This is a genomic window from Salmonella sp. SAL04162 (assembly GCF_046551535.1).
GTDB lineage: Bacteria > Pseudomonadota > Gammaproteobacteria > Enterobacterales > Enterobacteriaceae > Salmonella > Salmonella enterica.
In genome coordinates this window covers 514,241-529,248 of sequence record NZ_JBGDVX010000001.1, presented here as the reverse complement: position 1 = coordinate 529,248, position 15,008 = coordinate 514,241, and the positions used below count along the sequence as shown (strand labels likewise).

Annotated in this window: 15 protein-coding genes; 6 read left to right on the top strand and 9 right to left on the bottom strand. The window is 53.3% G+C overall.

Features of this window, described 5'->3' with window-relative positions:
• Window positions 1–27 precede the first annotated feature (27 nt).
• Window positions 28–1,425: a nitrate transporter NarK gene (gene narK / locus ACLJRH_RS02860; RefSeq protein WP_000019851.1), complete on the bottom strand. Its 1,398-nt coding sequence runs from the start codon at window positions 1,423–1,425 to the stop codon at window positions 28–30.
• A 338-nt stretch (window positions 1,426–1,763) separates the two neighbouring features.
• On the opposite strand from narK, the gene narX reads away from it, so the two are divergent.
• Together narX and narL are read left to right on the top strand one after the other, a co-directional pair.
• Entirely contained in the window at window positions 1,764–3,560 is a 1,797-nt protein-coding gene (gene narX, locus ACLJRH_RS02855) for a nitrate/nitrite two-component system sensor histidine kinase NarX (RefSeq protein ID WP_023212654.1), read from the top strand.
• Window positions 3,553–4,203, top strand: a complete 651-nt coding sequence (gene narL, locus ACLJRH_RS02850) for a two-component system response regulator NarL (RefSeq protein ID WP_001064598.1) — start codon at window positions 3,553–3,555, stop codon at window positions 4,201–4,203. Before narX ends, narL begins: the two co-directional genes overlap by 8 nt.
• Here narL and ACLJRH_RS02845 read toward each other — a convergent pair whose 3' ends face one another.
• Window positions 4,204–5,628 (bottom strand): YchO/YchP family invasin, encoded by a 1,425-nt coding sequence (locus tag ACLJRH_RS02845; protein WP_024147510.1) that lies wholly within the window; start codon window positions 5,626–5,628, stop codon window positions 4,204–4,206. It abuts the gene before it with no gap.
• Between the two features lie 176 nt (window positions 5,629–5,804).
• On the opposite strand from ACLJRH_RS02845, the gene ACLJRH_RS02840 reads away from it, so the two are divergent.
• A complete protein-coding gene (locus ACLJRH_RS02840) occupies window positions 5,805–6,158 on the top strand; it encodes a DsrE/DsrF/TusD sulfur relay family protein (protein ID WP_001179794.1) in 354 nt (117 codons plus the stop codon).
• 79 nt (window positions 6,159–6,237) lie between these two features.
• On the opposite strand, the gene chaB is transcribed toward ACLJRH_RS02840, so the two are convergent.
• The gene (gene chaB / locus ACLJRH_RS02835; RefSeq protein ID WP_001146392.1) at window positions 6,238–6,468 is read right to left on the bottom strand and encodes a putative cation transport regulator ChaB; all 231 of its coding nucleotides are present in this window, start codon (window positions 6,466–6,468) and stop codon (window positions 6,238–6,240) included.
• Between the two features lie 266 nt (window positions 6,469–6,734).
• On the opposite strand from chaB, the gene chaA reads away from it, so the two are divergent.
• Window positions 6,735–7,835, top strand: a complete 1,101-nt coding sequence (gene chaA / locus ACLJRH_RS02830; RefSeq protein ID WP_000148418.1) for a sodium-potassium/proton antiporter ChaA — start codon at window positions 6,735–6,737, stop codon at window positions 7,833–7,835.
• Window positions 7,836–7,888: 53 nt separating this feature from the next.
• Here the strand turns inward: chaA and kdsA are convergent, their stop codons facing one another.
• From kdsA to hemA, 6 genes are read right to left on the bottom strand one after another with little or no spacing between them, the layout of a single operon-like run.
• Window positions 7,889–8,743, bottom strand: a complete 855-nt coding sequence (gene kdsA, locus ACLJRH_RS02825; protein WP_000811046.1) for a 3-deoxy-8-phosphooctulonate synthase — start codon at window positions 8,741–8,743, stop codon at window positions 7,889–7,891.
• A 37-nt stretch (window positions 8,744–8,780) separates the two neighbouring features.
• A complete protein-coding gene (sirB1, locus tag ACLJRH_RS02820; RefSeq protein WP_001257065.1) occupies window positions 8,781–9,590 on the bottom strand; it encodes an invasion regulator SirB1 in 810 nt (269 codons plus the stop codon).
• A 3-nt stretch (window positions 9,591–9,593) separates the two neighbouring features.
• Window positions 9,594–9,983 (bottom strand): invasion regulator SirB2, encoded by a 390-nt coding sequence (gene sirB2, locus ACLJRH_RS02815; protein ID WP_000150667.1) that lies wholly within the window; start codon window positions 9,981–9,983, stop codon window positions 9,594–9,596.
• A complete protein-coding gene (gene prmC, locus ACLJRH_RS02810; protein ID WP_023137111.1) occupies window positions 9,980–10,813 on the bottom strand; it encodes a peptide chain release factor N(5)-glutamine methyltransferase in 834 nt (277 codons plus the stop codon). The genes sirB2 and prmC overlap by 4 nt, the downstream gene beginning before the upstream one ends.
• Window positions 10,813–11,895 carry a peptide chain release factor 1 gene (gene prfA / locus ACLJRH_RS02805; RefSeq protein WP_000804708.1) on the bottom strand — a complete coding sequence of 361 codons (1,083 nt, stop codon included), beginning with the start codon at window positions 11,893–11,895 and terminating at the stop codon, window positions 10,813–10,815. The genes prmC and prfA overlap by 1 nt, the downstream gene beginning before the upstream one ends.
• Window positions 11,896–11,935: 40 nt before the next feature.
• Entirely contained in the window at window positions 11,936–13,192 is a 1,257-nt protein-coding gene (gene hemA / locus ACLJRH_RS02800) for a glutamyl-tRNA reductase (protein WP_000173208.1), read from the bottom strand.
• A 313-nt stretch (window positions 13,193–13,505) separates the two neighbouring features.
• Between hemA and lolB the strand changes: the two genes are divergently transcribed.
• The gene (gene lolB / locus ACLJRH_RS02795; protein WP_000174484.1) at window positions 13,506–14,129 is read left to right on the top strand and encodes a lipoprotein insertase outer membrane protein LolB; all 624 of its coding nucleotides are present in this window, start codon (window positions 13,506–13,508) and stop codon (window positions 14,127–14,129) included.
• On the top strand, window positions 14,126–14,977 hold the full coding sequence (gene ispE / locus ACLJRH_RS02790) for a 4-(cytidine 5'-diphospho)-2-C-methyl-D-erythritol kinase (RefSeq protein ID WP_000988251.1): 852 nt from the start codon (window positions 14,126–14,128) through the stop codon (window positions 14,975–14,977). The genes lolB and ispE overlap by 4 nt, the downstream gene beginning before the upstream one ends.
• The last annotated feature ends 31 nt before the right edge of the window (window positions 14,978–15,008 follow it).

Sequence of the window (15,008 nt, the reverse complement as noted above, 5' to 3'; positions counted from 1 at the left end):
TAACGCCGCGCAAAGGATAATCAAAAGTTACTTTTTATTTTTAGAATGACGTCCATATACCGCCCAGGTAATAACGACGCAGGCGATATAGAAAATAAGAAAGACTTTCATCGCGCCGACTGGCGAACCGGTTAATGCTAAAGATGAACCAAACGCTTTCGGAATAAAAAAGCCGCCAATCGCGCCAATCGCGGAAATAAAGCCCAGCGCCGCCGCCGTATCGGTCGCCGCTTCACGCATGGCTCTTTCGTCCGACCCGCCTTCCGCTTTTACCCGGTCCATCGTCAGTTTACGGAAGATAACGGAGATCATCTGGAAGGTAGAACCACTCCCCAGCCCCGCCGTCAGGAATAGCGCCAGAAATACCCCGTAGAATGCGACAAAGCTACCACCAACGCCGCCAGTAGGTAATGTCAGGAACAGCAGACCGCTGAAAATCGCCATCAGGACAAAGTTGATAAGCGTGACGCGAGTCCCCCCCAGACGGTCAGAAATTGCGCCGCCTGCCGAACGCGCCAGCGCGCCGATAAACGGACCGAAAAACGCATAATGCAGGATCTGCACATCCGGGAATTGCGTTTTAGACAGCATAGCGAACCCCGCGGAGAAACCGATAAACGATCCGAAGGTCGCCAGATACAGCAGACTCATGATCCACAGATGACCACGTTTGAGCACCGGCAGTTGCTCTTTTAGCGAGGCCTTAGACGTCGCCAGTTCGTTCATGCCGAACCACGCCGCCAGCGTAAAAATGGCCAGGAAAGGCACCCAAATCCAGGCCGCGTTCGCCAGATAGAGCTGAGAACCGTCCGGCTGCTCTACACCGTGGCTGCCAAAGGCGGCAAAGATAGAGAGCGAAACCACCAGCGGCGCAACCAGCTGCATCACGCTCACGCCCATATTGCCCAGACCGCCGTTCAGACCCAGCGCGCCGCCCTGCTTTTGTTTAGGAAAGAAAAAGCTGATGTTCGCCATACTGGAGGCAAAGTTCGCGCCGGCAAAACCACACAGCAAGGAAATAATAATGAAAGTGCTAAATGGCGTACTGGTATCCTGAACGGCAAAGCCTAACCATACGCAAGGCACGATGAGGATACCGGTACTGAACGCTGTCCAGCGACGTCCGCCAAATAGCGGCACCATAAAGGAGTAAGGCACCCGTAGCAGCGCGCCGGAAACAGATGGCAGCGCAGTCAACATAAAGAGCTGATCGGTCGTAAAATTAAATCCCACTTTCGGCAGGTTCACCGCCACTGCGCTGAATAGCATCCAGACGCAAAACGCCAGCAGTAAACACGGCACAGAAATCCACAGATTACGGCTAGCGACACGATGGCCGCGCTGCTGCCAGAATGCCGGATCTTCCGGACGCCATTCCGTGATAACAGCGCCAGTTGCCCTTTCCGGGGCGGATGAGTGACTCATAGACACCTCTGATTCTTGATTTGATGTCTGCCACATTAGGGTTTACTGCCGAAGGTAAGTTGATATAAATCAAAGGAAAAGTCGTCATCACCGGCGACTAAAAATAGTTATTACCCTTAATGAGTAGGCTATTTTGGTAAAAAAGCTGTGGTTTTTCACCATGCTGTGTCTGCCTACTCCTTCCCGTCGCAGATACCTCTCTACGGCGGCAATTAAGGAGTAACTCGTTATAGGTATGGGTATACTCCGCTGTATCGTTGAGAATAGCGGCACAGCCGATTGACGCCCCTTTTTTGCTACGTTTTTTCGGCGACATTACCCCGAAGAAAGAAGGTAACATGTTTAAACGGTGTTTCTCTCCTCTTACGCTGGTTAACCAACTGGCGCTGATTGTCATGCTCTCTACCGCTATCGGCGTGGCGGGGATGGCGGTTTCCGGCTGGCTTGTTCAGGGCGTACAGGGTAGCGCTCATGCGATTAATAAAGCGGGCTCATTGCGTATGCAAAGCTATCGACTACTGGCCGCTGTCCCGCTGGATGCTAAAGATCAAAAGCTGCTGGATGAGATGGAGCAAACGGCATTCAGCCCGGAACTGACCCGCGCCGCTGAGCGAGACGGGCAGCAGAAGCAGCTTAAAGCGTTGCAGGATTACTGGCATAACGAACTCTCGCCAGGGCTACAGCACGCGCAAAACGCGCACGCGGTCGCAGAAGATGTCACGCGCTTTGTAGCGGGCCTGGATCGCTTGGTGACGTCGTTCGACCATACTACTGAATTGCGTATCGAACGCGTGGTATTAGTTCACCGGGTAATGGCGATCTTTATGGCGCTATTGCTGGTATTTACGATTATCTGGCTACGTGTTCGCCTTTTGCAGCCCTGGAAACAGTTATTATCAATGGCGCGCGCCGTCAGTCAGCGCGACTTTACCCAACGTGCCAATATCAGTGGACGCAATGAGATGGCCGCGTTGGGTTCTGCGCTCAATAATATGTCTGAAGAACTGGCCGAAAGTTATGCGGTACTGGAACAGCGCGTACAGGAAAAAACAGCCGGTCTGGAACATAAAAACCAGATTCTCTCGTTTTTGTGGCAAGCCAACCGCCGACTGCATTCACCGGCTCCGCTATGTGAACGTCTTTCACCGGTACTGAATGGCCTGCAAAATTTAACCCAGTTGCATGATATTGAGCTGCGAGTCTATGACCTGGAAGATGAAGATAATCACCAGGAATTTACCTGTCAGTCGGACATCAGTTGCGATGATAAAGGCTGCCACCTTTGCCCACGTAGCGCCCTGCCGATGATTAACGGCGGCACCACCTTAAAATGGCGGCTCACCGACTCTCACACCCAATACGGTATTTTGCTGGCGACGCTGCCCTATGGACGCCATCTCAGCCACGATCAGCAACAGTTGGTGGACACGCTGGTTGAACAGCTTACCGCGACTCTGGCGCTCGACAGGCATCAGGAGCGCCAGCAGCAGTTGATTGTCATGGAAGAGCGTGCCACCATTGCCCGCGAACTGCATGATTCTATTGCCCAGTCGCTCTCTTGTATGAAGATGCAGGTGAGCTGCCTGCAAATGCAGGGCGACGTGTTACCGGAAAGCAGCCGTGAGTTACTCAGCCAAATTCGCAATGAGCTAAACTGCTCATGGGCGCAACTGCGCGAACTGTTAACCACTTTCCGGTTACAGTTGACGGAACCCGGGCTACGTCCGGCGCTGGAGGCAAGCTGCCAGGAGTTCAGCGCCCGGTTTGGCTTTACGGTAAAACTGGATTATCAGCTTCCCCCCCGCCTGGTGCCTTCACACCAGGCGATACACCTGTTGCAAATTGCCAGGGAAGCCCTCAGCAACGCCCTTAAACACTCTCATGCCGACGATGTGGTGGTGACAGTGACGCAATGTGGCAAACAGGTCAAACTAAAAGTGCAGGATAATGGCTGCGGCGTCCCGGAAAACGCCGAACGCAGTAATCACTACGGCATGATCATCATGCGCGATCGGGCGCAAAGTTTGCGCGGCGATTGCCAGGTACGCCGACGCGAGACTGGCGGAACAGAGGTCACTGTTACTTTTATTCCAGAAACAAACTTCACAGAAACCCAGGGAGATACCCATGAATAATCAGGAACCGGCAACCATCCTGTTAATCGACGACCATCCGATGCTACGCACGGGTGTAAAGCAGCTTGTGAGTATGGCGCCCGATATCAGCGTGGTCGGAGAAGCCAGCAACGGTGAGCAGGGTATTGACCTGGCGGAATCGCTCGATCCCGATTTGATCCTCCTTGATTTGAATATGCCGGGAATGAATGGTCTCGAAACGCTGGATAAATTACGCGAAAAAGCGCTGTCAGGACGTATTGTCGTTTTCAGCGTATCCAACCATGAAGAAGATGTCGTCACGGCGCTAAAGCGCGGCGCGGACGGTTATCTGTTAAAAGACATGGAGCCGGAGGACTTGCTCAAAGCGTTACAACAGGCCGCCGCCGGCGAAATGGTATTAAGTGAAGCGTTAACGCCGGTACTGGCGGCCAGCCTGCGGGCCAACCGCGCCACCACCGATCGCGATGTAACGCAACTCACCCCGCGTGAGCGCGATATTCTGAAGCTCATCGCGCAGGGGTTACCGAATAAGATGATTGCCCGGCGTCTGGATATCACCGAAAGTACGGTCAAAGTGCACGTGAAACATATGCTCAAGAAAATGAAGCTGAAATCGCGCGTGGAGGCCGCCGTCTGGGTACATCAGGAACGCATCTTTTAATTATTGCTCCTGGAACGGTTGCCAATGCGGATTATCGTCCGGCATCGTGATAAACGGTTCAGTCAGCGCGAGCGTGATCTCATTGGAAGAGACACGCTGACCTTTTTCATCTTCAACCACCACCGATAAACGCCAGCGATTTGCCGCGCCTTCGCGGTGATCCCAGGCCGGCATAATGATTGTCCAGCCCTCGGTACTGCGGGTGTCCGTTCCTGCCGTCAAACTTAATGCCTGTGTATCGCCCTGCCAGCTCAAATGACGAATACCGTGCACGCTGCGCACCTGCAATTTTAACGCAACCGTCTCACCAGGCGTAAGATCCCAGGGCGGCGTCGCCAGAAAAACCGTTAGCGTTTTACGCTGCCGATACTCCATTGTCGGCAGCGAGTTACGTTGCGGCGTATCATAGCGGCTACCGCGTAATGACTGGCTTTGCGCCACTTCACTGGCGGCAAGCTGCTTTTTGAGCGACATGCCGAAGCGGTAGTTAAGCGTCAGTCCCAGGTTATTCTGACTGACCCCGCTCTCGCCCTGTTTGTGCTGGGCGGTCACGGTAAGCAAAGGTACTGGCGTATAGTTGAGACCCAGTTTTAACGCGACAGGATTGTGATACCCCGTTCCGGAGTCAAACAGATCCACGCTATCGCCAAAGTACTGCTCCAGACTAACGCTGGTATTGATATGCTGGTAAAACGGCAGCCGCATTTGCGCGTTGATATCATATCCGCGCGCCATTCGCTGTTCTAAGGTCGCCGTATGCGTCTGCCAGTCGGCAAAAGGCTGATAATAGTTGGCGGATAAACGCAAATATTCTCCCCACGCCTCCGCGCCAAAGCCGGCGCGCTGCAGATTTTCATCCAGCAGATTATCGTAAAAGGTATTATAGCCAAGAAGCCAGCCATCCTGCGCCCAGCGCTGTCCTACGCCAATGTTGCTTACCAGTCCGTCAGTCTGTTGCGTAAGACCAAGCTGGCTCCAGGTCAGATAGCGCTGTTTATCCTGTAAAGGGATAAACCAGCTTCCGCGACTGCCGTTAAAATGACCTTCGTTATCGACGTTAATATCCACGCTGGCGCTGCCCCAGGCTGATAGCCAGCTTTCAAGCTGCTGGTTAACCTGCTCGCTGACCACATCGCGTACCTGTCCGAAAGCGAATTGCCGCGCCTGTTCACCGGTATCCAGATCGTTATTTTTCATGCTGGCTTCGCCAAACGCTTTGGCCATCTCGGCAAAATGCTTTTCCCCTTCGTGGGATTCCGGCATCATGCCTAAATCCGGCAGACGGTTTTGCGTGAAAGGGTCTTGCGCCTGCGCACAGATCGTACCGCTGGCAGTCAGCAAGAGAAGCGAGAGTGAGAATGAACGAAAAACAATACGGCTCAACGTGTCGGCAACTTCTACAACAAAAGATAAGAGGAATGGCATCAGAGTAAACCATAACGTGTCCGGACAGGTTTTGCAGCCTTTTCTCGTGCTTCCAGGAATATCCTTATTTTTTCTGCAGAGCGTCCCGGGATTTTCTCCACGCATTTGGCGGCACCCGGTTCCCGAGGTAACATAACGCCATTACCGACAAAATTTCTCAAGGAGAAGGGTTATCCATGCAAAATATCGTCATTATCGCTAACGGTGCCGCCTACGGCAGCGAATCATTATTTAATAGCCTGCGTCTGGCCATTGCGCTGCGCGAGCAGGAAAGCCATCTCGATTTACGCCTGTTTTTGATGTCAGATGCCGTAACCGCAGGGTTACGCGGTCAAAAACCAGCCGAAGGCTACAATATTCAGCAAATGCTGGAAATTCTGACCGCGCAAAACGTACCGGTAAAATTATGCAAAACCTGTGCGGACGGACGTGGTATCACTCCCCTGCCGCTAATTGACGGTGTGGAAATCGGAACGCTGGTCGAGCTGGCGCAATGGACGCTGGCGGCGGACAAAGTGCTGACATTTTGAATCTGTACGCGGGAAAAGCTCCCGCGTCAGGATAGACTTCCGGCAAGAAAATCAGGCTAACACGTGAGTAATACCGCGTTTATTTTTTCTTATGCCATTTATCATCCTCGCCTTTTTCATAATCGTTTTTAACCGCCGCCCAGGCGACTTTGTGTGCGGTTTCCTCGCGACTGGCGTCATCACGACGATCGGCTTTATCTTTATATTGCTCCCAGGCGCTATTAAACGCTTCTTTGTAAATGTCCTGGGCATGGGCTGGAAGAACATTCCGCACATTATCGGGTAAATCACTTTTGGCTTTATACGGCATCAGCGCCTCCGTCTTCAGGGAAAACATTAAGTGTGGTAAACAATGCATTATTACGCCAGTCGAGGAGGATTTTTGCTTTTTACGGAAATTAACTTTTTGTTATTTAAACACTGTTAAAACAAGATGGTTGTTTTACTGACCTTGAAAGAAAAAAATCGTCTACGCCGTAAAACTACGTAAAAAACCACTAAAAAAATACAAATTTCTGCTATTTTTACCTTCTTTACTCTTTCCAAAATATTAACACCTGCACAAGGGAGACCCTCATGACACATGCCTGTGAGGCGGTGAAAACCCGCCATAAGGAGACTTCGCTTATTTTCCCGGTTCTTGCGCTGGTAGTGCTGTTCCTTTGGGGAAGCAGCCAGTCACTACCAGTGGTTATTGGCATCAATATCCTTGCACTTATTGGTATTTTAAGCAGCGCATTTAGCGTGGTCCGTCATGCCGATGTATTAGCGCACCGACTCGGCGAACCCTACGGATCGCTTATTTTAAGCCTGTCCGTCGTTATTCTTGAAGTGAGTTTAATTTCAGCGCTGATGGCCACCGGCGATGCTGCGCCAACGCTTATGCGTGATACGCTCTACTCTATTATTATGATTGTCACCGGGGGACTGGTCGGTTTCTCGTTGTTGTTGGGCGGGCGTAAATTCGCAACGCAATATATGAATTTATTCGGGATTAAGCAGTATCTTATCGCGCTGTTTCCGCTGGCGATTATTGTGCTGGTTTTTCCCATGGCATTGCCGCAAGCCAATTTCTCTACCGGTCAGGCATTATTGGTCGCGTTAATTTCTGCCGCGATGTACGGCGTATTTTTGTTGATTCAAACCAAAACGCACCAGAGCTTATTTATCTATGAACATGAAGATGAAGGCGATGATGACAATCCACACCACGGTAAACCCTCCGCGCACAGTAGCGGCTGGCATACGGTCTGGTTACTCATTCATTTAATTGCGGTCATTGCCGTTACCAAAATGAATGCCAGCCCGCTGGAGGCGTTGCTGACCAGCATGAACGCCCCGGTCGCCTTTACCGGTTTCCTGGTCGCGCTGTTAATTCTCTCGCCGGAAGGACTGGGCGCGCTGAAGGCGGTACTGAATAATCAGGTTCAACGGGCAATGAATCTGTTCTTCGGATCGGTGTTGGCGACGATTTCATTAACCGTGCCGGTCGTCACGCTCATCGCCTGGGCGACAGGTAATGATCTGGTGTTTGGTTTAGGCGCGCCGGAAATGGTAGTGATGGTAGCCTCGTTAGTGCTGTGCCATATTTCGTTCTCTACCGGACGCACCAACGTGCTAAACGGCGCGGCGCATCTGGCTTTATTTGCCGCCTATCTGATGACGATTTTTGCCTGATATAAAAAAGCCGGATAGTATCTTATCCGGCCTACACAAGCTAAAAACCGCAATCAGTTCTCGGTATCCAGCTCGTCGAAGCTTTTCACCAAATCATCAATCGCTTTTATCTGGGTCAGGAACTGCTCCAGTTTCGCCAGCGGCAGCGCGGAAGGACCGTCGCACTTCGCGTTAGCCGGGTCCGGATGCGACTCCAGGAACAGGCCCGCCAGACCGACAGCCATACCGGCGCGCGCCAGCTCGGTCACCTGACCACGACGACCGCCAGAGGCGGCGCCAAATGGGTCGCGGCATTGCAGCGCATGGGTAACGTCGAAAATCACCGGCGAGTTGCCGGAGACCTTTTTCATCACGCTAAAGCCCAGCATATCCACCACCAGGTTGTCATAACCGAAGTTCGCGCCGCGGTCGCACAGAATCACCTTATCGTTACCGCCCTCATGGAACTTATCCACGATATTGCCCATCTGACCCGGGCTTACGAACTGCGGCTTTTTCACGTTAATCACAGCGCCGGTTTTCGCCATCGCTTCCACCAGGTCGGTCTGGCGCGCCAGAAACGCCGGGAGCTGAATCACGTCAACCACATCAGCAACAGGCTGCGCCTGGCTGGCTTCATGGACGTCAGTGATCACTTTTACGCCAAATGTCTGTTTGAGCTCCTGGAAGATTTTCATCCCTTCTTCCAGACCCGGCCCACGGTAAGAGTGAATAGAGGAACGGTTGGCTTTATCAAAAGAGGCCTTGAACACGTAAGGAATACCCAGCTTCTGGGTAACGGTTACGTAGTGCTCACAAATGCGCATTGCCAGATCGCGTGACTCCAACACGTTCATACCGCCAAACAGCACAAACGGCAGGTCATTTGCCACCTTAATGTCGCCAATGTTAACCACTTTTTGTTTCATAGGATCGCCTTACACTTATAGGTAAAATGTCGGTTAATTAATGTAGAACAATTTGCTTGTGCGCAATGGTGTTGATCTGCGCACGAATCATTTCGCTGATCGGGTCTTCCGGACACTGTTCAACGAAGTAGCTTAAATCAGTCAGCGCAACGTGTTCACACTCAAGCTGCGCGTAGATCAACCCGCGGTCACGGATTTCGTAAGGATCTTCCGGGTTAAATTGCAACAATGCTTCGCTAACGCGCAGCGCCAGCTCCATTTGCCGTTCCTCCATCAGCGAGGATTTCAGCGTATCCAGTAGCTTACGAATCACTTCGGCGTTATCCGCCTCGTCCAAATCTTCGTTAAACAACTCGGCGACCGGACTAATATTGCCTTTTAACCAGACTTCCAGAGTATGTTCATCAAGCGTTTCACCGTTGAATGGGTTAATCAGCCACATTTCCCCTTCCAGCGATTCAATACGCAAAATCAACTGCGTTGGGAAGATAACGGGCACCAACGGCAAATCAAGACGGTTTGCTATCCATAATAAAATAGCGCCCAACGATACCGCGCTCCCCTGGCGTTTTTTCAGGACTTTATCGAGCCATAAAGCATCAGAAAGACGGTAGACGCCGCGGGAATCCGTGAACCCCCACTCGCCGTAAAAAAGTGCCAGCAATTTTTCCAGTTGCTCATCCTGAGACAGGAGCTGGCTAATTTCTTCCTGCGCCAGACTGACCAGACGTTCCAGTTCGTCGTAGACAAACTGCGTGGGAAAATCCAGGCGAATCATCTCTGATGCCAGGATCATGCCATCACACAGCGGCGCATTGTTAAATTCGAAATCAGCTAACGACCTCATGACTTACCCCAGTAACGGTATTTTTGTGGTGGCGAGTTTAATGATGATGTACAGCACCACCAGCGCCAGCGGGAAAGCGATAAAACGCGCCTGCTGGCTGCGCGCCTGACGATAATCAAGCGCAATAAAACCCAAAACGATGTAGATGATAACGCCAAACAGTTTTTCAGTCAGCCATGAGCCCGACTCCGTGAATGGCAGGATGTGCGTTTTAACGATTAACCCAATACCGCTAAGCAGTAACAGGGTATCTATGACGGGAGGCACGATTCGTGTCCAGCGCGCGGCGGCCAACGCATGGCCGCAATAGCGCCACCAGTAACGAGCGACAAACAAACTGACGGAGAGCGCAACACAGATAAGATGAAGCGTGAGCAACATTGCAATTGTCATGGCGTAAAACGTCCGCAGGTCACGCGTTCATTACCACCATAATCACGACACGTTTCTACATCCGAGTAACCAGACCGCCTGAAAACCGCTCTTACCGCTTCGCCTTGCTGCCAACCGTGTTCCAACAGCAGGAAGCCGCCGGGCGTTAACATCAGGCGGGCGTTATCGATAATATGCGTAAGATCCGCCATACCGTTTTCGTCCGCCACCAACGCCGAGCGCGGTTCAAAGCGTACATCACCTTCGCTAAGGTGCGGGTCCTGCGCATCAATGTAGGGCGGATTGCTGACAATCATGTCGAACTGCTGCCCCGATAGCGCGCTGAACCAACAACTTTGCAGTATACGCACATTCCGGATAGCCAAATGTTCCGCGTTGCGTATCGCCAGCGCAACCGCATCAGGCATACGATCGACCGCAGTCACCTCGCAATCCGGTCGCTCGCAGGCCAGCGCCAGCGCAATCGCGCCGGTTCCGGTGCCTAAATCCAGAATACGACAGGTTTTGACCGGCAATCGCGCCAACGCCTGTTCAACCAGACATTCGGTATCCGGGCGCGGGATTAGCGTGGCGGGAGAAACGAAGAGCGGCAGCGACCAAAATTCGCGTAAGCCCGTCAGGTACGCAATGGGTTCGCCCTGTCTACGCCGCTGCAGCAGCTCCGCGAGCTGTTGTTGCTGGACGTCGGTAAGCGGCGTTTCGCCAAAGGCCATAATATACGTCCGCCCCTTGCCCGTAACGTACTCAAGCAGGATCTCGGCGTCGCGCCGGGGGCTGCCGCTGTCCCGGAGCTGGTTTACCGCCTCATGCAGCCAGTGCTGAAAATCCATTATTCCTGCTCGGACAATGCGGCTAACAGGTCAGCCTGATGTTCCTGAACAATCGGCTCAATCAGCATATCCAGCTTACCTTCCATCGTTTCATCAAGGCGATATAACGTCAGATTAATACGATGATCGGTCACGCGCCCCTGGGGGAAATTATAGGTCCGGTTACGATCGCTGCGATCGCCGCTGCCAAGCAGGTTGCGGCGCGTTGACGCCTCGGCCTGCTGGCGTTTTGCCGTTTCGGCGGCGTGAATACGCGCCCCGAGCACCGAGAGCGCTTTCGCTTTGTTTTTATGCTGCGAACGCTCGTCCTGGCATTCCACCACGATGCCGGTCGGCAAGTGGGTAATACGGATAGCGGAGTCGGTGGTGTTAACGTGCTGACCGCCCGCGCCGGAAGAACGAAACGTATCAATGCGCAGATCCGCCGGGTTAATATCCGGCAGCTCGGCTTCCGGCAGCTCCGGCATCACGGCGACGGTACAGGCGGAGGTATGGATACGCCCCTGCGACTCGGTCGCCGGAACACGCTGTACGCGGTGTCCGCCGGACTCAAATTTCAGTCGGCCATACACGCCGTCGCCGCTGATTTTGGCGATGATCTCTTTATAACCGCCATGCTCGCCTTCGCTCATGCTCATGATCTCCACGCGCCAGCGGCGCGATTCGGCATAACGGCTGTACATGCGGAACAGATCGCCGGCAAACAGCGCGGCTTCATCGCCGCCGGTGCCGGCGCGAACCTCAAGGAACGCGTTTCGTTCATCGTCCGGATCTTTCGGCAGCAGCAGTACCTGTAACTGTTGCTCCAGTTGTTCGCTTTTTTCTTTCGCTTCGCGCAGTTCTTCCTGCGCCATTTCTCGCATTTCAGGATCGTCGAGCATCATCTGAGCCGTCTCGATATCGTCCTGAACCTGTTGCCAGTCCGTAAAACAGCGAGAAACGTCGCTTAATTGCGCATATTCGCGCGACAATGCGCGAAAGCGGTCCTGGTCGGCGATAATTCCCGCATCGCCCAGCAACGCCTGAACTTCCTCATGGCGTTCGTGCAGGGCTTCCAGTTTGGCAACGATAGAAGGCTTCATAGGCGTAAATTCACCCTGTAAAAAAGTGTGGTGTGTGCTGCTACTCCAGCCCGAGGCTGTCGCGCAGAATATTCAGGCGTTCGTCATCCCCGTCACGGGCAGCCTGTTGAAGTGATTTCGTTGGCGCATGAATCAGGCGGTTGGTCAGTTTCCATGCCAGATCCTGCAAGATGGCTTGCGCATCGCCGCCCTGTTGAAGGGCCGACAGCGCTTTGGTAGTCAGTTCGTCACGAATCTGCTCCGACTGACTACGGTATTCCCGAATGGTCTCGCTGGCCCCCTGGGCGCGTAGCCAGGCCATAAACTCGCTGGCTTCCTGCTCAACAATCGTTTCCGCTTCCACCGCCGCAGCCTGACGCTGCGCCAGATTATGCGAAATGATGCTCTGTAAATCATCGACGCTATAAAGATAAGCGTTCGCCAGTTTGCCGACTTCCGGCTCAACGTCGCGCGGTACGGCGATATCCACCAGCAGCATCGGCTGGTTGCGACGGCTTTTTAATGCGCGCTCCACCATGCCTTTACCGATAATCGGCAGCGGGCTGGCGGTCGAACTGATGATAATATCGGCATCCTGCAAGCGGGCGTCGATATCGCTGAGCGAGATAACCTCAGCGCCTACTTCATCCGCCAGGGCTTGCGCGCGCTCGCGGGTTCGGTTGGCGATAATCATCTTTTGTACTTTATGCTCGCGCAGGTGACGCGCCACCAGTTCAATAGTTTCACCCGCGCCAACTAACAGTACAGTGACCGTCGAGAGCGATTCAAAGATTTGGCGGGCGAGCGTACAGGCGGCAAACGCGACGGAGACGGCGCTGGCGCCGATATCGGTTTCAGTCCGCACTCGCTTGGCGACGGAAAACGACTTCTGAAACATTCGCTCCAGCGCGCTGGCGTTAAGGTGGCCTTTTTGCGAATCCGCAAACGCTTTTTTCACCTGACCGAGGATTTGCGGTTCGCCCAGCACCAGTGAATCCAGACCGCTGGCGACGCGCATCAGGTGGCTGACGGCGTCATTGTCCTGATGCCAGTACAGACTGTTGCGCAGATCGTCCTCGTTCAGGTTATGGTAATCGCATAACCAGCGGATCAGCGCTTCCTGCAGGTTATCCTGCTCTTCCACGCTCAAATACAGTTCTGTACGGTTACAGGTTGACAGCACGACCCCGCCCTGCACCATTGGCTGCGCAAGCAGGCTGTCCAGCGCCTGATCAAGCGTGTCCGGCGAAAACGTTACGCGTTCTCGCAGCGATACAGGTGCCGTTTTATGGTTAATACCGAGCGCTAAAAGGGTCATGTCTGCGGGAGTAGTACCAGCGTTGATATGGTTAGTCTGCTTGCATCATACAGGATGCGCGTGGTCAATAAAAGAGAGAGCCCCCTTTTGGAGTAATTGGCAGCGCTCGCTAATTTGATGATTTAAGACAACTTGAAAGTAGACGATGTCACCAGGCGGCGCTAGCATTAAAGGCTATAACTGTAACCGATAGCAAAAATTTGCCGAATCGCGGCGCGAACGTTTTTACAGCCTGCAGGTTCAGTTTTCAGGCCTGATAAGCGTAACGCCATCAGGCAATTATTGCACCGTATCACAAGGATTCGTCATCACTATGACCCTGCCCGATTTTCGCCTGATTCGTCTACTGCCGTTAGCAAGCCTGGTTCTCACCGCCTGTACGCTTCCTGGGCATAAAGGCCCGGGCAAGAGCCCGGATTCCCCTCAGTGGCGCCAGCATCAGCAAGAGGTGCGTCATCTGAATCAATACCAGACGCGCGGCGCCTTTGCTTATATCTCAGATGATCAGAAAGTCTATGCGCGCTTCTTCTGGCAACAGACCGGACAGGATCGCTACCGCCTGCTGCTTACCAACCCGCTGGGCAGCACCGAGCTGGAGCTTAACGCCCAGCCGGGCAACGTCCAGTTGGTGGATAACAAAGGCCAGCGTTATACCGCCGATGACGCCGAAGAGATGATCGGCAAACTCACCGGGATGCCGATTCCGTTAAACAGCCTGCGGCAGTGGATCCTCGGTCTGCCTGGCGATGCCACCGACTACAAACTGGACGACCAGTATCGCCTGAGCGAAGTGAACTATCGCCAGGATGGTAAAAACTGGAAAGTGGTTTACGGTGGCTATGACAGCAAAACGCAGCCTGCCATGCCTGCCAATATGGAGCTTTCAGACGGCAGTCAGCGCATTAAGCTGAAAATGGATAACTGGATTGTGAAATGATGACCCATTGGCCTTCTCCGGCAAAATTAAATCTGTTTTTATATATCACCGGACAGCGAGCAGACGGCTACCACACGCTGCAGACGCTGTTTCAGTTTCTGGATTATGGCGACACACTCCACATCGAACCGCGTCACGATGGCGAAATCCATTTATTAACGCCGGTTACCGGCGTTGAAAATGAAGACAATCTGATCGTCCGCGCCGCGCGGCTGTTGATGAAAGCCGCCTCGGAGAGTGGACGCCTGCCCGTCGGAAGCGGTGCGGATATCAGCATTGAGAAGCGCCTTCCCATGGGCGGCGGTCTGGGCGGCGGCTCGTCTAACGCCGCGACCGTTCTGGTGGCGCTCAATCATCTTTGGCAATGCGGGCTTTCCATTGATGAACTGGCGACGCTCGGCCTGACGCTCGGCGCGGATGTTCCAGTGTTTGTCCGCGGCCATGCCGCGTTTGCCGAAGGCGTAGGCGAAATATTAACGCCGGTGAATCCGCCGGAAAAATGGTATCTGGTCGCGCACCCTGGCGTAAGCATTCCCACACCGGTTATCTTTAAAGATCCTCAATTGCCGCGTAATACGCCAAAAAGGTCAATAGATACGTTACTAAAATGTGAATTCAGCAATGATTGCGAGGTTATCGCAAGAAAACGTTTTCGCGAGGTTGATGCGGCGCTTTCCTGGCTGTTAGAATACGCGCCGTCGCGCCTGACTGGGACAGGGGCCTGTGTCTTTGCTGAATTCGATACAGAGTCTTGTGCTCGCCAGGTGCTTGAGCAAGCCCCGGAATGGCTCAATGCTTTTGTGGCGAAGGGTGTCAACCTCTCCCCATTGCATCGAGAGTTACTCTAACGCATTCGGGTTTCAGGAAGATGGCGAAATG